At 64.8% G+C, this 21,031-nt stretch carries 17 protein-coding genes; 12 read left to right on the top strand and 5 right to left on the bottom strand.

What is annotated here, in order from left to right; all coding sequences use genetic code 11:
• The first annotated feature begins 165 nt into the window (after positions 1-165).
• Positions 166-3,627 (top strand): indolepyruvate ferredoxin oxidoreductase family protein, encoded by a 3,462-nt coding sequence (locus G572_RS0116830; RefSeq protein ID WP_029059481.1) that lies wholly within the window; start codon positions 166-168, stop codon positions 3,625-3,627.
• 30 nt (positions 3,628-3,657) lie between these two features.
• Here the strand turns inward: G572_RS0116830 and G572_RS0116825 are convergent, their stop codons facing one another.
• Together G572_RS0116825 and G572_RS0116820 are read right to left on the bottom strand one after the other, a co-directional pair.
• The gene (locus G572_RS0116825; protein WP_051242561.1) at positions 3,658-4,404 is read right to left on the bottom strand and encodes a response regulator transcription factor; all 747 of its coding nucleotides are present in this window, start codon (positions 4,402-4,404) and stop codon (positions 3,658-3,660) included.
• A complete protein-coding gene (locus G572_RS0116820) occupies positions 4,401-6,341 on the bottom strand; it encodes a PAS-domain containing protein (protein ID WP_029059479.1) in 1,941 nt (646 codons plus the stop codon). The genes G572_RS0116825 and G572_RS0116820 overlap by 4 nt, the downstream gene beginning before the upstream one ends.
• 264 nt (positions 6,342-6,605) lie before the next feature.
• On the opposite strand from G572_RS0116820, the gene G572_RS0116815 reads away from it, so the two are divergent.
• From G572_RS0116815 to G572_RS0116780, 8 genes are all read left to right on the top strand, one after another.
• Entirely contained in the window at positions 6,606-8,594 is a 1,989-nt protein-coding gene (locus G572_RS0116815) for an AMP-binding protein (RefSeq protein WP_029059478.1), read from the top strand.
• Positions 8,591-9,418, top strand: coding sequence for an ABC transporter ATP-binding protein (locus G572_RS0116810; RefSeq protein WP_029059477.1), 828 nt, complete (start codon positions 8,591-8,593; stop codon positions 9,416-9,418). Before G572_RS0116815 ends, G572_RS0116810 begins: the two co-directional genes overlap by 4 nt.
• 13 nt (positions 9,419-9,431) lie before the next feature.
• Complete coding sequence (locus G572_RS0116805; protein ID WP_029059476.1) at positions 9,432-10,328, top strand: branched-chain amino acid ABC transporter permease; 897 nt, start codon at positions 9,432-9,434, stop codon at positions 10,326-10,328.
• Positions 10,329-10,360: 32 nt separating this feature from the next.
• Entirely contained in the window at positions 10,361-11,437 is a 1,077-nt protein-coding gene (locus G572_RS0116800; protein ID WP_029059475.1) for a branched-chain amino acid ABC transporter permease, read from the top strand.
• Between the two features lie 74 nt (positions 11,438-11,511).
• The gene (locus G572_RS0116795) at positions 11,512-12,831 is read left to right on the top strand and encodes an ABC transporter substrate-binding protein (RefSeq protein ID WP_029059474.1); all 1,320 of its coding nucleotides are present in this window, start codon (positions 11,512-11,514) and stop codon (positions 12,829-12,831) included.
• A gap of 40 nt (positions 12,832-12,871) precedes the next feature.
• Entirely contained in the window at positions 12,872-13,690 is an 819-nt protein-coding gene (locus G572_RS0116790) for an ABC transporter ATP-binding protein (protein ID WP_029059473.1), read from the top strand.
• A gap of 131 nt (positions 13,691-13,821) precedes the next feature.
• The gene (locus G572_RS0116785; protein ID WP_029059472.1) at positions 13,822-15,063 is read left to right on the top strand and encodes a phenylacetate--CoA ligase family protein; all 1,242 of its coding nucleotides are present in this window, start codon (positions 13,822-13,824) and stop codon (positions 15,061-15,063) included.
• A gap of 141 nt (positions 15,064-15,204) precedes the next feature.
• Positions 15,205-15,645, top strand: coding sequence for a response regulator (locus tag G572_RS0116780; RefSeq protein WP_029059471.1), 441 nt, complete (start codon positions 15,205-15,207; stop codon positions 15,643-15,645).
• A 39-nt stretch (positions 15,646-15,684) separates the two neighbouring features.
• On the opposite strand, the gene G572_RS25605 is transcribed toward G572_RS0116780, so the two are convergent.
• Entirely contained in the window at positions 15,685-16,218 is a 534-nt protein-coding gene (locus G572_RS25605; RefSeq protein ID WP_051242557.1) for a response regulator, read from the bottom strand.
• A gap of 314 nt (positions 16,219-16,532) precedes the next feature.
• On the opposite strand from G572_RS25605, the gene hemH reads away from it, so the two are divergent.
• The 3 genes from hemH to G572_RS0116760 all read left to right on the top strand — a co-directional run bounded on the left by hemH (position 16,533) and on the right by G572_RS0116760 (position 19,187).
• The gene (hemH, locus tag G572_RS0116770) at positions 16,533-17,564 is read left to right on the top strand and encodes a ferrochelatase (protein WP_245566249.1); all 1,032 of its coding nucleotides are present in this window, start codon (positions 16,533-16,535) and stop codon (positions 17,562-17,564) included.
• Positions 17,565-17,721: 157 nt separating this feature from the next.
• Entirely contained in the window at positions 17,722-18,720 is a 999-nt protein-coding gene (locus G572_RS0116765; RefSeq protein ID WP_029059469.1) for an SPFH domain-containing protein, read from the top strand.
• A 2-nt stretch (positions 18,721-18,722) separates the two neighbouring features.
• Positions 18,723-19,187, top strand: a complete 465-nt coding sequence (locus G572_RS0116760) for an NfeD family protein (RefSeq protein WP_029059468.1) — start codon at positions 18,723-18,725, stop codon at positions 19,185-19,187.
• Between the two features lie 9 nt (positions 19,188-19,196).
• Here G572_RS0116760 and G572_RS0116755 read toward each other — a convergent pair whose 3' ends face one another.
• Together G572_RS0116755 and G572_RS0116750 are read right to left on the bottom strand one after the other, a co-directional pair.
• Positions 19,197-20,051, bottom strand: a complete 855-nt coding sequence (locus G572_RS0116755; RefSeq protein ID WP_029059467.1) for an OmpA/MotB family protein — start codon at positions 20,049-20,051, stop codon at positions 19,197-19,199.
• Positions 20,052-20,128: 77 nt separating this feature from the next.
• On the bottom strand, positions 20,129-20,896 hold the full coding sequence (locus G572_RS0116750; protein ID WP_029059466.1) for a motility protein A: 768 nt from the start codon (positions 20,894-20,896) through the stop codon (positions 20,129-20,131).
• Positions 20,897-21,031: the final 135 nt, after the last annotated feature.

Raw genomic sequence — 21,031 nt, 5'->3', positions numbered from 1 at the left:
GTCGACACGCGAGGGCGCGGCTTGCCGCGCAGTGCTTGATCCCGGTGGGGGCAAGGCTGTTTACTGGTTGGCAAATGCATGCCCCGGCGCGACTGCGCCGTTTCGGGCGACCGTGTGCCCGCCCTTTCCGACAGGGCGAATACAGGCGAGGGGATCGCACATCACATGACGCGCAATCGGGTTTCGCTCGACGACAAGTTCGACCTCAGCAAGGAGCGGATCTTCATTTCCGGCACGCAGGCGCTCATTCGCCTGGTGTTGATGCAGAAGGAGCGCGACCGGCAAGCCGGCCTCAACACGGCCGGATATGTCACCGGATACCGCGGCTCGCCGCTGGGCGCGCTCGACCAGCAGTTTCAGCGCGCCTCGAAGCTCCTGACCCCGGCGGATGTCGTGTTTCGCCCGGCGATCAACGAGGATCTCGCGGCGACCGCGCTGTGGGGCACCCAGCAGGCGCAGATGCGCGGCGAGGGCAAATACGACGGCGTCTTCGGCATCTGGTACGGCAAGGGGCCGGGCGTCGACCGCTCCGGCGACGCCTTCCGCCACGCCAATCTCGCCGGCACCTCGCCGCATGGCGGCGTGCTGGCGCTGATGGGCGACGACCACACCTGCGAAAGCTCGACAACCGCGCATCAGTCCGAGTTCGCGCTGGTCGACGCGATGATGCCGATCCTCAACCCCGCCGGGGCGCAGGAGATCCTCGACTTCGGCCTCTACGGCTGGGCGCTGTCGCGCTTTTCCGGCCTCTGGACGGGACTGAAGCTCGTCAAGGACAATGTCGAATCGACCGCCTCCATCGACGGCCGGCTCGACCGGGTCATGCCGGTTCTTCCCGATTTCGCGTTTCCCGAGGGCGGTCCGCACATCCGCCCGGCCGAACATGCGCTGACCCAGGAAGCGCGGTTGCATAACCTCAAGCTCCCGGCGGCGCGCGCCTTCATTGCCGCCAATCCGCTCGACCGGGTTGTTCTGTCGGGCGGGCGCCGGCCCCGGATCGGCATCGTGTCGACCGGCAAGAGCTATCTCGACGTGCTGGAAGCGTTCGACATGCTCGGCCTCGACGAGGTTGCCGCCGCCGATCACGGGCTCGCGTTCCTGAAGATCGGCTGTCCCTGGCCGCTTGATGCCGCGCGCCTGCGCGACTTTTCAAAGGGCATGGAACTGCTGGTCTTCGTGGAGGAAAAGCGCGGGCTGATCGAGGGGCAGGCCAAGGAAATCCTCTATGGCGTCCGCGAGGCCCCGGCGATCATCGGCAAAGAGGACGAGGAGGGGCGCGTGCTCTTCCCGGCGCCGGCGGCGCTGGAGCCGATGCATATCGCGCTGGAAATCGGCCGCAGGCTGCAGGAGCGTCGCCCGACCGAGGCGCTCGGCGCGGCGATTGCGGATCTGCAAGGCCGCCGCGAGCGGCTCGCCCGCACCGGCGATGTCGCGGTTCGCAGCCCCTATTTCTGCGCCGGCTGTCCGCATAATTCCTCCACCGTGATCCCGGAAGGAAGCCGCGCCTATGCCGGCATCGGCTGCCACTACATGGTGCAGTGGATGGACCGCAACACCGAGGGCTACACCCAGATGGGCGGTGAGGGCGCGAACTGGATCGGCGAAGCGCCGTTTTCGCGCACCGGTCATGTGTTCCAGAACCTCGGCGACGGCACCTACAATCACTCCGGCGCGCTGGCGATCCGCGGCGCCCATGCCGCCGGCGTCAACATCACCTACAAGATCCTTTACAACGACGCGGTCGCCATGACCGGCGGCCAGGCCCACGACGGCGGGCTGACCGTCCCTGAAATCGCGCGTCAGGTGGCCGCCGAAGGCGCGCGCCGCGTCGCCATTGTCACCGACGAGCCGGAGAAATACCCGCCAGCAACCGACTGGCCGGCCAACACCAGCATCGATCACCGCGACGACCTGGTCCAGGTGGAGCGGGAACTCGCCGGCATCGAGGGCCTCACGGTCCTGATCTACGACCAGACCTGTGCGGCGGAAAAGCGTCGCCGGCGCAAGCGCGGCCTCTTCCCCGATCCCGACGAGCGGATCGTGATCAACGAACTGGTCTGCGAGGGGTGCGGCGATTGCGGCATCCAGTCGAACTGCGTCGCCATCCAGCCGGTGGAGACGGAATGGGGCCGCAAGCGCGCCATCGACCAGTCGTCCTGCAACAAGGATTATTCCTGTGTGAAGGGCTTCTGCCCCTCCTTCGTCAGCGTCAAGGGCGGCGTGCTCAAGGGCCGGGCGGTATCTCCGCCGCCGGCGCCGGACGTTGAGGAGCCGACGATTTCACCGCTGACGCAGACGCATTCGGTGCTGATCACCGGCGTTGGCGGCACCGGCGTCGTGACCATCGGCGCGGTGCTCGGCATGGCCGCCCATCTTGACGGGCTCGGCTGCGGCATTATCGACATGGCCGGCCTTGCGCAAAAGGGCGGGGCCGTCACCAGTCATCTGAAGCTCGCGCCGCGACCGGAGGATATCTCCGCAATCCGCGTCGGACCGGGAAGCGCCGATCTGGTGCTTGGCTGCGATATCGTGGTGGCCGGATCCGCCAAGGTGCTGACCGCGATGAAACAGGGGCGCACCACGGCGGTCATCAACACGCATGAGACGCTGCCCGGCGATTTCGCCCGCGATCCCGATTTCAGCCTGCCGGGCCGCCGTCTGGTGTCGGCGATCGAGGAGGCGGCCGGGCGCGAGGCCAGCCGCTTCATCGATGCGACCGCCGTTGCCACCGAGATCTTCGGCGATGCGATTGCCGCCAACATGTTCCTGCTCGGCTACGGCTGGCAGCTCGGCGCGCTGCCGCTCACGCGCGATGCGATCGAGGAGGCGATCCGCCTCAACAAGGTGTCGGTGGAGATGAACCTCTCCGCCTTCGCCTGGGGACGGGTCGCGGCCGTCGATCCGCAGGCCGTCGAGCGCATGGTTCGCAGCCGCCCCGAGGCGCTGGCGCATCGTCGCCTGTCGGAAACGCTCGACGAGATGGTGGAGCGCCGCGTCGCCTTCCTCACCGACTATCAGGATGCCGCCTATGCGGAGGCCTATCGCACGCGCATTTCGGCGCTGCGCCAGCGTGCGGCCGGTGTCGGCGCGCGCGGCGAGGACGTCGCCCGAACGGCGGCGCGCGAGCTCTTCCGGCTGATGGCGATCAAGGACGAATACGAGGTCGCGCGGCTGTTCACCTCGGGCGCATTCGCGGAGCAGATCGCGGAGACCTTCGAAAGCCACGAACGGCTGGAGTTCCACCTTGCACCGCCGATGCTGAGCCGCACCGACCCGCGAACCGGACGGCCGGCCAAACGGCGCTTCGGGCCCTGGATGATGCCGGCGTTCCGCATGCTGGCGCGGCTGAAAGGCCTGCGCGGCGGGGCGCTGGATTTCTTTGGCCGCACAGCGGAGCGGCGCATGGAGCGGCGCCTGCGCGACGACTATGTCGCCGTCCTCGAGGAGGTCGCGGGAACGCTCTCGCGGGCCAACGCCGATCAGGCGCTGGCGCTTCTGGCCTATCCGGAAGGGATCAAGGGTTTCGGGCCGGTGCGGGAGACATCCGCGAAGCGGGCGGAGGCGAAGGTGCCGGACCTGCTCGCAGCCTATCGCAATCCGGAGGCGGCGAAGCTCGCCGCGGAATAGCAGCGCAAGGGGCGGGCCGGGCGGCCCGCGTCAGCTCCAGTCGACCTGGGCCGTGAGCATGTAGCCGGATCCGTAGACGGTGCGGATCAGGGTCGGTTCGTCGCGGCGGGTGAGCTTCTTGCGAATGCGCGAGATGCGCACGTCGATCGCCCGGTCGAGCGTGTCGTCGCGCCCGCCGTGCTCCAGCAGGTGGTCGCGGGTCAGCACCCGTTTCGGAGCCTTCAGCAACGCCGTCAGCAAGGTGGCCTCGCCGGTGGAGAGAAAGCTCTCCTCCCCATCCGGCGCGACCAGCCGGTGCGACCCCGGCTCGAAACGCCAGCCGGCGAAGCGGGCGGTCTTTTCGTCCGCCCCGGCTTGCGCGTCCGGCGGGTTGGCGCGGCGCAGCAGCGAGCGGATCCGGGCCACGATTTCGCGCGGGTCGAAGGGCTTCACCACATAGTCGTCGGCGCCGAACTCCAGACCCATGATCCGGTCGGAGGCATGGGCGCGCGCCGACAGCACCAGAATGGGGACGGAGCCGCGCGCGCGGATGCGGTTGATCGCTTCCATGCCGTCCATGTCGGGCAGGCCGAGATCGAGAATCACGGCGGCGGGCATCTGCCGGGCGAGCTGCTGGAGCGCTGCATCGGCGGTCATGAAGCCCGTGGCGCGAAACCCGTAGGTGGCGAGCGTGTCGCACAGGAGCGAGCGGATGTCGGCGTCATCCTCCACGACGAAGATCTGCATGTCCGCGCCTTCAAGGGCGCCCGCGTCGTGGTGGGGTCCGGAAGTGGTCATGGAGCAAGAATCTCGCTCATCGTTTTCGCCAGAAGACTGCTTGTAAAGGGTTTGGGCAGGACGGGACAAGCGGGGCGCGGCGCCTTGGCCGTGTGGCCTTCGCGGTAACCGGTCATCAGCGCCAGCGGGAGGCCGGGTCGTATCCGGCGCAACTCCTCGACGAGGGCAAGGCCGTTGATCTGCCCGGGCATGACGATGTCGCTGACGACCGCGCGGATATCGGCAACGTCACGCACCAGGTCGATGGCATCGCGGGCCTCCGTCGTCACCAGGACCGTGTAGCCGAGCGCGCAAAGCTGGTCGCGAACGACGTTGGCAACGGCCTCGTCGTCGTCGACCAGGAGGATCAGTTCGCCGCTTCCGCCCGTGGCCTGCGACCCGTCCGCGCGGTCGTCGCCGACCTCAGCACCCGAAAGCGCGGGAAGAAGAATGCGGATGTCGGTGCCGCGCCCCGGTTGTGATTCGATCGCCGCGTTGCCGCCGGCGCGACGCGCGAAACCGTAGACCGTCGGCAGGCCGAGCCCGCTCCCGGTGCCGAAGGGCTTGGTGGAGAAAAAGGGGTCGAATGCCTGCCGGCGCACGTCCTCGCTCATGCCCGTGCCGGTGTCGCCTATGAGGATCTGCGCGTAGGCGCCGGGCTCCACCCCGAGCCGGTCGGCTTCGGTGTCGCTCAGTTGCAGCCTGGTGAGCGACAGCGACACGCGTCCGCCCTCCGGCATGGCATCGCGCGCGTTCAGCACGAGGTTGACCAGCGCGTTTTCCAGTTCCGCCGGGTCGACTTCCGCGACCAGATTGTCGTCGCCGATGGCGGTCGTCCATGAAATCGCGGAGGGCAGCGAACCCGCCACCAGCCCCTCGATGTTGGCGATGACGCCCGACAGACGCACGCGCCGGGTGTTCGGCGCATCGCCGCGCGCGAAGGCGAGAAGCCGGCGGGTGAGATCGGCGCCGCGCTGCGCGGCGTGGAGGATCGGGTCGAGGTGGCCGGCAAGATCCGGCATGGCCGGCGCATCCGCCCGGCGGCGCAGCGCCAGCACATTGCCGATGATGATCGTCAACAGGTTGTTGAAGTCATGGGCAAGGCCGCCGGTGAGCTGGCCGACGGCCTCCATGCGCTGGGCGTGGGCGAGCGCGGTCTCGCTGCGCTTCTGGTCGGTGGCGTCGAGCGACAGCACGAAACAGCCGAGCGTGCGCCCGTCGAGGGTGCGGTCGGGAATGAGCGTGGAGCGCATATGCACAAGCCGGCCGTCGGGGCGCGCGCGCGAATACTCGTAGGAGACCGCATGTCCGCGAAAGGCCTTTTCGATATGCGGGGCGATTTCCCGGTAGAGATCCGGTCCGATCACGTCTTCCGCCCGTCTTCCGATCGTGGATTCCACCGTCTGGTCGAACCATTTGGCGTAGCGGCGGTTGGCGAAGCGGAAGATCGGACCGGGACCGAGATAGGCGACGAGGGCGGGCACATTGTCGGTGACAAGGCGCAGCCAGTCCTCGCTCTGGCGCAGCTGGCGCGTGCGCTCCTCCACCGTGCGTTCCAGCGAGGCCTGTTGCTCGCGCTCGCGGGTGATGTCGGTATAGGTGGTGACGAAACCGCCCTCGGGCAGCGGCGCGCCGGTGACCAGAACCACCTGTCCGTCAGGGCGGATGCGTTCGAAATTATGCGGTTCGAACAGGCGGGCGCGCTCCACCCGTCGCGCGACCAGTTCCGCGACATCGCCCTCGCCATATTCACCGCGCGCGGCGTTGACCTCGAGAAAGGCCGCCAGGTGGGTGCCGCGCCTGGCCAGCCGAAAGGGAAAGTCCAGCATCTCGAAGAGCTGGCGGTTCCAGGCAACGAGCCTGAGATCGCCGTCGAAAACGGAAAAACCCTGGTTGATGTGGTCAAGCGCCGCCTGAAGCAGGTCGAGGCGGTCGCGGAAAAGATCGCCGCTGGACATGAAGTGACTTTACGCGAAGTCGCCGGGCTGTCGAAGAAAAACACGGGCGCGGGGGCAGGCCGATCTGAAACAATTCGTTGCAATTGGCACATACTGGCGCAATGACCGCGCCGTAGCCTTCCCTTGCGCCCCGATCCGCGTCACTCAACGGCAATTCTCCAAAAAGAGAGAAAGGCTTGATCCGGCGGGTCGATGGTAGTCTGATGGCGCCAAAGAATTATGCGACCCCGCAAGAAAAGGGGCGCGAAGAGGGGAAGAAACGCAATGGCAGGGTCGCCCGTCGTCGAGCGCCTCGACGAGGACACCTTTCCGAAAATCCTTCTGCACAACGCCAAGGTCTTTGCTGACCGTCCGGCAATGCGCGAGAAGGATCTCGGAATCTGGCAAGCCTGGAGCTGGTCGGAGGTCCTGGAGGAAATCCGGACCTTCGCCATCGGCCTGCAGGATATCGGCTTCACAGTAGGCGACCGGATCGCCATTGTCGGCAGCAACCGGCCGCGCCTCTATTGGACGATGGTCGCCGCGCAGTCGCTCGGCGGCGTGCCCGTCCCGCTCTATTCCGACAGTGTCGCAGAGGAAATGGCCTTCGTGCTGGAGCACGCCGAGGTGCGTTTCGCCTGTGTGGAGGACCAGGAGCAGGTCGACAAGCTCCTGTCCATGTCGGAAGACCTGCCGCGGCTCGAGCACATCATCTATGACGACCCGCGCGGCTTGCGCGATTACGACCACACAAGGCTGCATTCCTTCGAGGAGATGCAGGCGGTCGGGTGCAAGGCGCTCGACGCGGAGCCTGCCCGCGACCAGGCCTGGCTGGAGCGGATCGCGAACGGCAAGGGCGACGACATTTCGGTGATGCTCTACACCTCCGGCACCACCGGACGGCCCAAGGGCGTCATGCTGTCCTTCGACAATCTCGTGATCTCGGGACGCAACGGCAATGCCTTCGACAAGCTCGACGAGCATGAGGAAACGCTTGCCTATCTGCCGATGGCCTGGATCGGCGACCATGTGTTCTCGCTCGCCCAGGCCTATACGGCCGGCTATTGCGTCAATTGCCCGGAGAGCCTGGAAACGGTCTTGTCCGACCGCCGCGAGATCGCGCCGACCTATTTTTTCGCGCCGCCACGGGTGTTCGAGGGGCTTCTGACGCACATCATGGTGCGCATGGAAGACGCCGGAAAGCTCAAGAAGAAGATGTTCGACGTCTTCATGGGCGTGGCCAAGCGCGTCGGCGAGCACATTCTCAACGGCGAGAATGTCGATCTGAAGGACCGGCTTGCCTATCGGCTCGGCGAGATCCTGGTCTACGGCCCCCTGAAGAACCAGATGGGCTTCACCCGGCTCAAGGTCGGCTATACCGCCGGCGAGGCCATCGGCCCGGAGATCTTCCGCTTCTATCGCTCGCTCGGGCTCAACCTGAAGCAGCTCTACGGCCAGACGGAAGCCAGCGTCTATATCACCATGCAGCCCGACGGCGAGATCTTCGGCGACACGGTCGGCAAGCCGGCCACCCAGGTGGAGCTGAAGATCGCCGAGAACGGCGAGGTTCTCTACCGCTCCCCGGGCGTTTTCGTCGGCTACTACAAGAACGACGAGGCGACGAAGTCGACCAAGACCGAGGACGGCTGGGTGCTGACCGGCGATGCCGGCTTCATTGCCGACAACGGCCATCTCAAGATCATCGACCGGGCCAAGGACGTCGGCAAGCTCACGAGCGGCGCCCTGTTTGCGCCGAAATACGTCGAGAACAAGCTGAAGTTCTTCCCCGATGTGAAGGAGGTCGTGGCGTTTGGCGACGGCCGCGACTTCTGCGGCGTCTTCGTCAACATCGACCTGACGGCGGTGGGCTCCTGGGCGGAGCGCAACAATGTCAATTACGCCTCTTATCAGGAACTCGCCCAGCATCCGCAGGTCTACGACATGATCGAGAAACACGTCGATCAGGTGAACCGGGATCTCGCCGGCGAGCCGATGATGGCGGGCGCGCAGATCAAGCGGTTCCTGGTGCTGCACAAGGAGCTGGAGGCCGATGACGGCGAGCTGACGCGGACGCAGAAGGTGCGCCGCTCCTTCATCGCCGAGCGCTATGCGCCGCTGATCGAGGCGCTGTACGACGGCTCGACCAGCAAGCACGTGAAGACGGAAGTGACCTATGAGGACGGCCGCAAGGGCGCGCTTGAGGCAACCGTCGAGATCCGCGACATGACGATCCACCCCGCCTCGGGGCGCAACATTCAGGAGGCGGCGGAATGAGTGCCTTTGTCGAACCCGCCCGCATGGCCGGTCACTCCGGCATGGCGAAGGGCGAGGTGCTGCTGCGCGTCGACAACGTGTCGCTGTCCTTCGGCGGCGTGAAGGCGATCACCAACATCTCCTTCGATATCGTCAAGGGCGAGGTGCGCGCCATCATCGGTCCGAATGGCGCCGGCAAGACGTCGATGCTCAATGTGATCAACGGCTTCTACCATCCGCAGGAAGGCACCATCGCCTGGCGTGGCAAGGTGCGGCGCAAGATGAAGCCCTATGAGGCGGCGAGCAACGGCATTGCCCGCACGTTCCAGAACGTGGCGCTGTTCAAGGGCATGACGACCCTCGACAACATCATGACCGGCCGCGGCCTGAAGATGAAGAAGAATTTCCTCTGGCAGTGCCTGCACTGGGGGCCGGCGCTCACGGAAGAGAACGAGCACCGCCGCAAGGTGGAGGAGATCATCGACTTTCTCGAGATCCAGGCGATCCGCAAGACGCCGGTCGGGCGGCTGCCCTATGGCCTGCAGAAGCGGGTGGAGCTTGCCCGCGCGCTGGCCATGGAACCCGAGCTGCTGCTGCTCGACGAACCGATGGCCGGCATGAACCTGGAGGAGAAGGAGGACATGAGCCGCTTCATCCTCGACGTGAACCAGCAATTCGGCACCACCATCGCGCTGATCGAGCACGACATGGGCGTCGTCATGGACCTGTCCGACCGGGTCGTGGTTCTCGACTACGGACGCAAGATCGCCGACGGGCCGCCCGACGAGGTGCAGGCCAGCCAGGATGTCATCGACGCCTATCTCGGCGTTCCGCACGAACACTAAAGGACAGCGTGAGATGGAGTTTCTGATCGAAACGATCCTGTCGGGCCTGATGGCCGGCGTGATGTACTCGCTGGTCGCCCTCGGCTTCGTGCTGATCTTCAAGGCATCCGGCATCTTCAATTTCGCGCAGGGCGTCATGTGCCTGTTCGCCGCGCTCACCTTCGCCGGCATCATGGAAAAGACCGGCCTGCCCTGGCCGATCGCCTTCGTGATGACCATCGGCGTGATGGTTTTCGTTGCCTGGGCGGTGGAGCGCTTCGTGCTGCGCCATCTGGTCAACCAGGAGCCGATCATCCTGTTCATGGTGACCATCGGGCTCGCCTATGTGCTGGAAGGCGTCGGCGACATCCTGTGGGGATCGGACGTCAAGGTGCTGGACATCGGCCTGCCGTCGGGCGCCTCCGACTACATGCTCGACAATTTCAACATCTACGTCGAGAAACTCGAGGTCTTCGCGGCACTGATTGCCGCCGTGCTCGTCGGCTTTCTCGCCATCTTTTTCCAGAAAACGCGGATCGGCCGGGCGCTGAGAGCGGTCGCCGACGATCACCAGGCGGCGCTTTCGGTCGGCATTTCGCTGCAGACCATCTGGGTCATCGTCTGGTCGGTCGCCGGCTTCGTGGCGCTGGTGGCGGGAACGCTCTGGGGCGCCAAGTCGGGCGTCCAGTTCTCGCTGTCGCTGATCGCGCTCAAGGCGCTGCCGGTGCTGATCCTGGGCGGCTTCACCTCCATTCCCGGCGCCATCGTCGGCGGGCTGATCATCGGCGTCGGCGAGAAGCTTGCCGAGATTTATGTCGGCCCCTTCGTCGGCGGCGCGATCGAAAACTGGTTTGCCTACATGCTGGCGCTCGCCTTCCTGCTGGTCCGCCCGCAAGGGCTGTTCGGCGAACGCATCATCGAGCGCGTCTGACGCGGGCTTTTCCTCAGGAGGGGTGATACCTCATGCTTTATCGTGAAGCCGGCCAATACAAGACGTCCTACCAGAGCGACCAGGCGATCTTTCCGATCGCCCAGGACCGCTGGGTGGTTTGGGCGTTCGTCGCGTTCGCATTCCTGGTCGTGCCGTTCTTCGTCAACGATTACTGGACGAATGCCGTCCTCCTGCCGCTCCTGATCTACGGGCTGGCGGCGCTGGGCCTCAACATCCTGGTGGGCTATTGCGGCCAGATCTCGCTCGGAACGGGCGGGTTCATGGCGGTTGGCGCCTATGCCTCCTACAAGCTGATGACCTCCTTCCCCGAGATGAACATGATCATCGTCGTGTTGCTGTCGGGCGGGATCACCGCGGCGGTCGGCTCGCTCTTCGGACTGCCCAGCTTGCGCATCAAGGGGTTCTATCTGGCGGTTGCAACGCTTGCCGCGCAGTTCTTTCTGGTCTGGGTCTTCAACAAGTTCGGCTGGTTCTACAACTACTCGATGACGGGGCAGATCACCGCGCCCGACCGCGAGGTCTTCGGCTTTCTGCTCACCGGTCCCTCGGCGCTGCCCTGGGTGAAATACCTGTTCTGCCTGACGCTTCTTGCCGTCTTCGCGCTGATTGCGAAGAACCTGGTGCGCGGGCGGCTGGGGCGCAACTGGATGGCGATCCGCGACATGGACATTGCCGCCGAACTGATCGGCGTGCGTCCGCTGCTCACCAAGCTGTCCGCCTTCGCCGTCTCCTCCTTCTACATCGGCATGGCCGGCTCGCTGCTCTTTTCCGTTTACCTCGGTGCGGTGGAGGTCGGCGAGGTGTTCGGCATCAATGTGTCGTTCCTGGTGCTCTTCATGGTGATCATCGGCGGGCTCGGCTCCATCGTCGGCTCCTTTCTGGGGGCCGCGTTTCTGGTGCTCCTTCCGATCTTCCTGAAGAATTTCATGGTCGACGGTCTCGGCATGCTGCCGACCATGGCCAAGCACGTCGAGATTCTCTTGATGGGCCTTCTCATCATCTTCTTCCTGATCGTCGAGCCGCACGGCCTTGCCCGGTTGTGGCAGATCACCAAGGAGAAGCTGCGGATGTGGCCCTTCCCCTACTGAGGCAACGCGACACAACAGACAAACACGCGTCCTCAGCCAACTGCCAGAGATCCTGTTCCAAGGGAGGAAACGAAATGAAACTGAAGCATCTGACAGCCGGTCTGGCCGCTCTTGCGGTGGCCGCGCCGCTGGCGGCGACAACCGCCCAGGCGTACGAACTGACGATCCCGTCGCTGGTCTATCGAACCGGCCCCTATGCGCCGGGCGGCATTCCCTTCGCCAACGGCTACGCGGATTACTTCAAGCTCCTCGAGCAGCGCGACGGCGGCATCAACGGCGCCACGATCAACTTCGTGGAGTGCGAGACGGCCTACAACACGCAGCAAGGCGTGGAGTGCTACGAAAACACAAAGAACCAGGGCGAAAGTGGCGCGCTCGTCTATCAGCCGCTCTCCACCGGCATCACCTACCAGCTGATCCCCAAGGCTTCGGTCGACGAGATCCCGATGTTCACCATGGGCTACGGCCGGACTTCGGCGGCCAACGGCAAGGTGTTCCCGTGGATCTTCAACTTCCCCGGCACCTATTGGGACGCGGCGTCGGGCATGGTGAATTATGCGGCCGCGATCGAGGGTGGCGAGGACCAGCTCAAGGGCAAGACCATCGCGCTGGTCTATCACAACTCCGCCTACGGCAAGGAGCCGATCCGTACGCTTGAGGAACTGTCGAGCAAACACGGCTTCAAGCTGGAACTGCTGCCGGTCGACCATCCGGGCCAGGAACAGAAGGCCACATGGCTGCAGATCCGCCGCATGCAGCCCGACTGGGTGCTGATGTGGGGCTGGGGCGTCATGAACCAGGTCGCGGTCAAGGAAGCCTCCTCGATCCGCTTCCCGATGGACCGCTTCATCGGCAACTGGTGGGCCGGGTCCGAGCACGACGTGACGCCGGCGGGCGAGGGCGCCAACGGCTATCTCTCCGCCACCTTCCACGCACCCGGCGCCGACTTCCCGCTGCACCAGGAAATCCTGGAAAAGGTCTATGACGCCGACATGGGTGCGGGCGACCGCGACCGGGTCGGCGAGGTGCTCTACAACCGCGGTCTCGTCGCCGCCGTGTGGACGGTCGAGGCCATCCGCAAGGCCATGGAGATCAAGGGGTCCAACGAGATCGTCGGCAAGGACGTGCGGGAAGGCCTCGAGGCGCTGAACGTCACCGAAGAGCGGCTTGGCGAGCTTGGCCTGCCGAACTTCACCTATCCGGTGGAGATCTCCTGCGCGGTTCACTCCGATCCGGGCACGGTGCTGATCCAGCAGTGGGACGCGGCCGCCGGAACCTGGCGCGTGGTCGCCTCCGGGATCGAGCCGGACCGGTCGGTGATCATGCCGTTGATCGAAGAGGATTCCGCGGCCTATGCGGCGGAAAACAACATCACTCCGCGGGACTGCAACTGACCGTCGCGACGGTCACAATCCCGGTAATGTGGAGCTGAAAATGAACGAGACGTCCGCCAATCCAATCCTGTCGGTGAACAACATCGAGGTGATCTACGATCACGTGATCCTGGTGTTGAAGGGCGTCTCGCTCACCGTTCCCGAGGGGGGCATCGTTGCCCTCCTCGGCGCCAACGGCGCGGGCAAGACCACCACGCTGAAAGCCGTGTCCAACCTGCTTGGCGCCGAACGCGGCGATGTCACCAAGGGCGCCATTCTCTTCGAGGGCGAGGAGGTTCAGGCGCTGTCGCCGAACGATCTCGTCAAGCGCGGCTGCATCCAGGTGATGGAGGGCCGGCACTGTTTCGGCCATCTGACGATCGAGGAAAACCTTCTGACCGGTGCCTATACGCGCCGCGACGGGGCGGCCGCGATCCGCCAGGACCTGGACAAGGTCTACGCGTATTTTCCGCGACTGAAGGAGCGCCGGTCGAGCCAGGCGGGCTACACCTCCGGCGGCGAGCAGCAGATGTGCGCCATCGGCCGCGCGCTGATGAGCCGACCGAAGATGATCCTTCTCGACGAGCCGTCGATGGGGCTTGCCCCGCAGCTGGTCGAGGAAATCTTCGAGATCGTCAAGGAACTGAACCGCAAGGAAGGCGTGTCGTTCCTCCTGGCGGAGCAAAACACCAATGTCGCCCTGCGCTATGCGACCTACGGATACATTCTGGAATCCGGGCGCATCGTGCTGGACGGCGACGCCAAGGCATTGCGGGAAAACGAGGACGTCAAGGAATTCTACCTCGGAGTCGGTGGCGAGGGTCGCCGGTCGTTCCGAAACGTAAAGCATTACAAGCGGCGCAAGCGCTGGCTGGCCTGACCGGCCACCGGCCCGTTTTTCGACCGGATCCCGATGACTGTCCGCCGCCGCCGAACCGTTTCAGCGGAACGGGGGCATATTGCCCGGGACGGCCGGGAGAAGAGCGTCAGCCCAAGCGCATGGGGAGAGCGATGAGCGACCATCATTTCGACCGACTGGAAGGACAGGACCCGGATCAGCGCGAGGCGGAGCTCTTCGCCCGGCTCCCGGGCCAGATCTCGCATGCGATCGCCAACGCGCCGGCCTGGGCGAAGCATCTGGCCGGCGTCGCGCCGCAAGACGTGCGCGACCGGGCGGCGCTCGCAAGCCTGCCGGTGCTGCGCAAGGCCGACCTGATGGCGGCCCAGCAGAAGGCGCCGCCCTTCGGCGGGTTCGCCGCCGGCGACCCCTCGACCTTTGCGCGCATCTTCATGTCTCCCGGCCCGATCTGGGAGCCGCAGGGCGAGGGCGCCGATCCCTGGAGCGCGGCGCGCGCCTTTCATGCCGCCGGCTTCCGGTCCGGCGACATCGTCCACAACGCGCTGTCCTACCAGATGACGCCGGGCGGCTTCATCCTCGATCATGGCGCGCGCGCCCTCGGCTGTGTGGTCTATCCCGCCGGGGTCGGCAACACGGAGGCGCAGGTGGATGCGATTGCCGCCTTGCGCCCGGTCGGATACGCCGGAACGCCGGATTATCTCAAGGTGCTGCTCGACAAGGCGGCCGAGCTTGGCCGAGACGTTTCCTCGCTGACCAGGGCACTGGTGTCCGGCGGGGCGCTGTTTCCCAGTCTGCGGGCGGAGTACAAGAGCCGCGGCGTCGACGTGCTGCAGGCCTACGCCACTGCCGATCTCGGCGTGATCGCCTATGAGGCGATTCCCGACGACGGGCTGATCGTCAACGAGAACATGATCGTCGAGATCGTGCGTCCGGGCACCGGGACGCCGGTGGCGGACGGCGAGGTCGGGGAACTCGTCGTCACGACATTCAAGCAGAGCTATCCGCTGATCCGCTTCGGCACCGGCGATCTGTCGGCCGCCCTGCCGGGCCGGTCGTCGTGCGGGCGCACCAACAGGCGCCTCAAGGGATGGATGGGACGCGCGGATCAGCGCACGAAGGTCAAGGGCATGTTCGTCGATCCCAAGCAGATCGCCGAGGTGCTCGCGCGCCATCCGCAAGTGGCGCGGGCCCGCCTCGTGGTCGAGCGCAAGGGCGATCAGGATGCGATGCGTCTGCTGTATGAAACCGAAGGGGCGGACGCGGATTTTTCCGACGCCCTGGCGCTCAGCCTGCGCGAGATCACGAAGCTCGGCGGGCAGGTCGAGCGGGTCGAGGGCGGCAGTCTGCCGAACGACGGAAAGGTGATCGCCGACGAGCGGGATTATGAATCCTGACGGCGGCATTAGCACTTTGTTAGGAATATCAGCGTGTAGGGACTATGGTGTTCGCGTTTTTGTTGCACACTCATGCCGGTTCGGCCTATGCAAGCCCGGATCATGGCAAAGAGAACGAGGGCAAGCGCGGCAATGCAAGATGTGGATACGCGGACACACGGTGCCGGCATTCTGCTCGTCGAGGATGACCCCGACGATATTCGCATCATCCAGAAATCGCTTGAAACCTCGCCTGTGCCCGTGTGCATCACCACCGCCGAGAACGGTGTCGACGCGCTTGCGGCGCTCGACCGGGTCGCGGCAGCCGGCGGTCCGCCGCCCGATCTTATCCTCCTCGACCTCAATCTTCCCGTGATGGGCGGCACGGAGTTTCTGGCGCGGTTGCGCGCGCATCCGCTGTTCAGCGCGATCCCCGTATGCGTCTTCACCACGGCGGACGATCCGGTGACCATCCGCTCCGCCTATGCGGCGGGGGCGAATGCGGTCGTGACGAAGGCCGACAGCCTTGCGGGCATGAGCGAGGTGCTGCACACGATCGTCGAATTCTGGTTCAAGGTCGCGGAGCGCTATCCGGCGGACTGACACGGCCTGTCCGCGCCGCAGCACGAAGGCCTGCTCTTTTTACAGATAATAGATTTCCGATTCCTCAAGCGCCGGCTCGGGCATCGGCGGGGTGTCGCCCTGCGTGGGCGTCAGGGCGGGGGTGGCCGCGGCCTCGGCCTTGGTCTCGGCGCTTGCCTGCGCCTCGATTTCGCCGACGGCCGCCAGGATATGGGCGCGCAGCACCTTCAGCGAGAACGGTTTGAGGATGACGGAACGCGCGCTGAGGTTTGCCGCACGCTCAAGCAATTCGAGATCGACCTGTGTGCTGGTGATGATCACCGGCGTGACGGCGGTCTTCGGATTGTCGGCCTGTCTAAGCCGGGTCAGCATGCGCGCGCTGTCGGTCCCCGGCGCGCGCCAGTCGAGCAGGATCGCGTCGACTGGGTTCGTCTTGAGCATGTGCTCGGCCATGGCGGCGCTTTCCGCCTCGACCACACCGCAAACCCCGATTTCCTTCAGCATTTGGCGGATCAGGCGCCGGGTGAAGGCATTGGGTTCAACCAGCATGACCGTCTTGCGACGGGTGAGATTTGCGTTCGATGTGACTGGCATGCCTTTGCGGGGTCCGGACTGTCACCGAGATGTTCGGGCGTTGCATTTATTGGTAGTTTTCACTATCGCCGCTAAAGGCCGCGTTAATTCCGTGCCCGACGCCTGCGGGAAAATCGGCGAAACGCATGCGGCAGCATGTCGCGCAAGGGGGAAAACCTTTGTGCACTTGTGCGCGTACAAGGGCTAATGTGAGGATAATCGCGGCCGACCGCCTGTCGCAGGCGGGGGCAACGCAAAAGACTGTGACCGGGAGTCCCATGGACAGCATGACCGCAATCGACCAGGAAGCCGACATCGAAAACCGTGCGCGCGCAATGCGGCAAATCCGGCTGCCCTTAGATCATCCGAAGGTGAAGGCCGGCAAGATCGGCGTCTTGCTGGTCAACCTCGGCACACCGGACGGAACGGATTTTCGCTCGATGCGGCGTTATCTGCGCGAGTTCCTGTCCGACAAGCGGGTGATCGAGTGGCCGCGCGCGCTGTGGTATCCGATCCTTTACGGCATTGTTCTCAACACCCGGCCGACGAAATCCGGCAAGGCCTATGACGAGATCTGGAACCGGGAGCTGGACGAATCGCCGCTGCGCACGATCACCCGGTCGCAGGCCGACAAGCTCGCCGCCGACATGAACGACCCCGACGGAAGGATCGTCGTCGACTGGGCCATGCGCTACGGCAATCCCTCGATCGCGTCGCGGCTGGAGCATCTGCGCGAGCAGGGCTGCGAGCGCCTTCTCGTCTTTCCGCTCTATCCGCAGTATTCGGCCTCGACGACGGCAACCGTGAACGATGTGGTGTTCAACGAACTGACCAAGCTGCGCTGGCAGCCGGCGCTCAGGACCGTGCCGCCCTATCACGACGATCCCGCCTATATCGACGCGCTGGCTGTTTCCATCGAGCAGAGCCTCGCCTCGCTCGACTTCGAGCCGGAACTGGTGCTGGCCTCCTTCCACGGCATTCCGCAGTCCTATTTCAAGAAGGGCGATCCCTATCATTGCCACTGCCACAAGACGACGCGGCTGGTGCGCGAACGTCTGGGATGGTCCGAAGACAAGCTCAAGATCACGTTCCAGTCCCGCTTCGGTCCCGAGGAGTGGCTTCAGCCTTACACGGACAAGACGGTGGAGAGCCTTGCAAAATCCGGCGTGAAGAAGCTCGCGATCATCAATCCGGGGTTCGTCGCGGATTGCCTCGAGACGCTTGAGGAAATCGCCGGCGAAGCCGGGGAGATCTTCGAGGAGCACGGCGGCGAGCACTTCGCCCATATCCCCTGCCTGAACGACAGCGTGGAAGGCATGTCGGTGCTGAAGACCATTGTCGATCGCGAGTTGTCCGGCTGGGTCTGAGCGAATCGGCGGTGGAAGATCCGCCGGCGTGACTTCGCGACCTTGCACATCCGCGCGGAGCGGGTACATCTGAGCGGGCAACCTGTCGGCAATCCCGTCGCCGGGTCGCCGCACGGGATGCCCCGTGTCCAAAATCCGTGCCGGGAAGGACAGTTTCATGATCGATGGTATCGCCGGCTTCGACATTCTGGTCGTTGTCTTGTTCGTGCTTGTCGTCCTGGTGGTCATTGCCGGCGTCAAGACGGTGCCGCAGGGCTTCAATTTCACGGTCGAGCGCTTCGGTCGGTATCGCAAGACGCTGACGCCGGGCCTCAATTTCATCGTGCCTTTCGTCGATCGCATCGGCCACAGGATCAACATGATGGAGCAGGTGCTCGACGTGCCTGCACAGGAGGTGATCACGCGCGACAATGCGAGCGTGACCTCCGACGGGGTGACCTTCTACCAGGTGCTCGACGCGGCCCGTGCCGCCTATGAGGTGTCGGGGCTGGAAAACGCGATCCTGAACCTGACGATGACCAACACCCGCTCGGTGATGGGATCGATGGATCTCGACGAGCTTCTGTCCAATCGCGACGAGATCAACAGCCGGTTGCTGAGGGTCGTCGATGCGGCGGCCGCGCCCTGGGGCATCAAGATGACCCGGATCGAGATCAAGGACATCAATCCGCCGCGCGACCTGGTCGAGGCGATGGGCCGGCAGATGAAGGCGGAACGCGAAAAGCGCGCTTCGATTCTGGAAGCGGAAGGCAAGCGCCAGTCGGAAATCCTGCAGGCGGAAGGCGAAAAGCAGTCGCTGATCCTGGAAGCCGAAGGCCGCCGCGAGGCCGCGTTCCGCGATGCGGAGGCGCGCGAGCGCTCCGCCGAGGCCGAAGCCCAGGCGACCCGCATGGTCAGCGAGGCGATCGGCGCCGGCGATCTTCAGGCGATCAACTATTTCGTCGCCAACAAATATGTCGAGGCGCTCGGCAAGTTTGCGAATTCGCCGAACCAGAAGCTGCTGATCCTGCCCACTGAAACAACATCGGTGCTGGGATCGCTCGCCGGCGTTGCGGAGATCGCCAAGGAAGCCTTCGGGGACGAGAACCGCGCCCGTCCGCGCGGCGCCGGCCGTGTGCCGAGCACCGGGACACGGCCCGACGAGAGCGGCGCATGAGCATCATCGAGCGGATCGTCTTCGAGCTCGGCCCCTGGTCCTGGTGGATCGGGGGGCTCCTGCTGCTCGGGCTGGAAGTGGTGGCGCCGGGAACCTTCTTTTTGTGGTTCGGCCTGTCGGCGCTGATCGTCGGGACGCTCGCGCTTTTCGTCGATATCTCCTGGCAGGTGGAGCTTGTGCTGTTCGGGGCCCTGTCCCTGGTCAGCCTGCTTGCGGGCCGTGCGTTCATGCGCAAGAGCGGGGACGCGGACGGCGATCCGAACCTCAACCGGCGCGGAAGCCGGCTGGTCGGCCGGGAGTTCGTTCTGGAGCAACCGATTGCACAGGGCGACGGCCGGGTGCGGATCGACGACACGATCTGGCGCGTGACCGGCGACGACATGCCCGCAGGCACCCGCATCCGCGTCGAGCGGCTGGACGGTCCGCTTCTCGTGGTATCGGCGGTGCCGTCGAAAGACCCCGTCTGAGCCGCGGCCTTACGGGTTGTGCCCGAGCGGGATCGGCGGCGCCTCGCGCATCAGCAGAATGCCGATGCGCCGGTTGGCGGCCAGATAGGGATCGTTGGGAAACAGCGGCTCGGTGTCGGCCTTGCCGACAACGCTGTAGAAGCGGTCGGAGGGGATACCGTATTCCGACAGGACCTGCCGGGCGGCATTCGCCCGGTCGGCGGAAAGCTCCCAGGCGGTGTAGCCGGGATTGATCGCCGCGCCACCCGAGGTGGTGTGGCCGGTGATCTCGATGCGGTTCGGCATGCGCGCGATGACCGGCGCCATTGCGGACAGAAGGCGCCGGGTGATCTCGTAAGGGTACTTCGAGCCTTCCGGGAACATCGAGCGGCCGTCCTGATCCACCAGCGTGATGTTCAGTCCTTCCTCGGTTTCCTCCAGAATGATGTTGGAGGAAATTTCGGTGATGTCGGGCATTTCCTGCCAGGCCTGGCGCAGTGAGGCGGCTGCGGTGGCGAACTGACGCGGACGCTCGATTTCCGCCTCGCGCACGTCATGGGTGTTCGCTTCCGGCCCCTGCTTGCGGCGTCTCTCGTGACGCTCTTCGGCGAAGTCGGAATCGAGCTCCTCGGGAACCTGGGTGATGTCCTTCATGTAGTCGCGGATCGGAATGCCCTCGACCTCGATGATGCCGGTGCGGCGCGATGTTTCCTTGATGCCGAAGGCCTCGCGCATGGAGCCGGCCACGACCTGAAGCTTCTGCTTGTCCTGGATCGAGAAGGAGATGATGAGCACGAAGAAGCACACCAGCAGGGACATGAGATCGGCGAAGGTCACGAGCCATTCCGGCGCGCCGCCGCCGCCAGCCGGTTTCTTTCGAGCCATCGTTTTCTCTCCAGTCTCGCGTCTGCCCGCTCAGCGAGCGACTGTGCCGTGGCATCGGGCTCCCGTGTGGGGCCGCCCTAGGCTGCCTCGGACAGTTCGGCGCGCTGCTTTTCAGGCAGATAGGCGATCAGCATGTCGCGGATCAGGGCCGGGCTCTTGTTCTCGCGGATCTGCATGACGCCGTCGATGACCAGTGTCTGGTTGACTTCTTCGACGTCGAACTTGGAATCCAGCTTGTCGACGATCGGCAGACAGATAACGTTGGAGATCAGCGCACCGTAGAGCGTCGTCAGAAGCGCGATCGCCATTGAGGGGCCAATGGTGGACGGGTCGTCCATCGTCGCCAGCATCTGCACAAGACCGACAAGCGTGCCGATCATGCCGAAGGCCGGAGCGGAATCGCCGAGCGCCTTGAACACCTTCTTGCCTGCCTGCAGACGGTCCAGATAAAGGTCGCGTTCGCGCTCCATGCTGTCCTTGATGAACTCCGATTCGTAGCCGTCGGCGATATATTGCACGCCCTTGGCAAGCGCCGGATCGCTGACCTCGACGTTTTCCAGTCCGAGCGGACCGGACTTGCGCACGGTGTCGGCAAGCGTGGTGATTTCCTCGATCAAGTCGCGCGGGTTGACCTTCTTGTGCGTGAAGGCGGCCTTGCTGCCAACGCCAAAGGCGCTGGTGATGCCGGACAGGGGAAAGCGCACCAGCGTTGCCGCAAAGCCGCCGCCCATCACGATCAGCATCGAGGGAACGTCGATGAACTGCGTGAGGTTGCCGCCAAGGAGAATGGCGATAACCACAACGGTGAAGGCCGCGATAATGCCGATGATTGAACTTAGATCCATGATCCTACCATGCTCCGGAACAAATCCGACCGACTGGAAGCAATGGCGATCATAGGCGCGGCAGGGCTAATCAATCCCTAAGCCGATAAAAAGCAACCGATGAGAATGCCGAAAAAAAGATCAAGGTAAACAGAT

This window comes from Stappia stellulata DSM 5886 (assembly GCF_000423705.1).
GTDB lineage: Bacteria > Pseudomonadota > Alphaproteobacteria > Rhizobiales > Stappiaceae > Stappia > Stappia stellulata.
Note: the sequence above shows the minus strand (reverse complement) of the source record. Positions and strands in the feature narration are given on the sequence as shown.

Bases quoted from the DNA above. Each gene is read 5' to 3' on its own strand.
- G572_RS0116790 (WP_029059473.1), top strand. From the start codon at position 12,872: ATGAACGAGACGTCCGCCAATCCAATCCTGTCGGTGAACAACATCGAG.
- G572_RS0116810 (WP_029059477.1), top strand. From the start codon at position 8,591: ATGAGTGCCTTTGTCGAACCCGCCCGCATGGCCGGTCACTCCGGCATG.
- G572_RS0116765 (WP_029059469.1), top strand. From the start codon at position 17,722: ATGATCGATGGTATCGCCGGCTTCGACATTCTGGTCGTTGTCTTGTTC.
- G572_RS0116815 (WP_029059478.1), top strand. From the start codon at position 6,606: ATGGCAGGGTCGCCCGTCGTCGAGCGCCTCGACGAGGACACCTTTCCG.
- G572_RS0116750 (WP_029059466.1), bottom strand. From the start codon at position 20,896: ATGGATCTAAGTTCAATCATCGGCATTATCGCGGCCTTCACCGTTGTG.
- G572_RS0116785 (WP_029059472.1), top strand. From the start codon at position 13,822: ATGAGCGACCATCATTTCGACCGACTGGAAGGACAGGACCCGGATCAG.
- G572_RS0116820 (WP_029059479.1), bottom strand. From the start codon at position 6,341: ATGTCCAGCGGCGATCTTTTCCGCGACCGCCTCGACCTGCTTCAGGCG.
- G572_RS0116795 (WP_029059474.1), top strand. From the start codon at position 11,512: ATGAAACTGAAGCATCTGACAGCCGGTCTGGCCGCTCTTGCGGTGGCC.
- G572_RS0116825 (WP_051242561.1), bottom strand. From the start codon at position 4,404: ATGACCACTTCCGGACCCCACCACGACGCGGGCGCCCTTGAAGGCGCG.
- G572_RS25605 (WP_051242557.1), bottom strand. From the start codon at position 16,218: ATGCCAGTCACATCGAACGCAAATCTCACCCGTCGCAAGACGGTCATG.
- G572_RS0116805 (WP_029059476.1), top strand. From the start codon at position 9,432: ATGGAGTTTCTGATCGAAACGATCCTGTCGGGCCTGATGGCCGGCGTG.
- G572_RS0116800 (WP_029059475.1), top strand. From the start codon at position 10,361: ATGCTTTATCGTGAAGCCGGCCAATACAAGACGTCCTACCAGAGCGAC.
- G572_RS0116830 (WP_029059481.1), top strand. From the start codon at position 166: ATGACGCGCAATCGGGTTTCGCTCGACGACAAGTTCGACCTCAGCAAG.
- hemH (WP_245566249.1), top strand. From the start codon at position 16,533: ATGCGGCAAATCCGGCTGCCCTTAGATCATCCGAAGGTGAAGGCCGGC.
- G572_RS0116755 (WP_029059467.1), bottom strand. From the start codon at position 20,051: ATGGCTCGAAAGAAACCGGCTGGCGGCGGCGGCGCGCCGGAATGGCTC.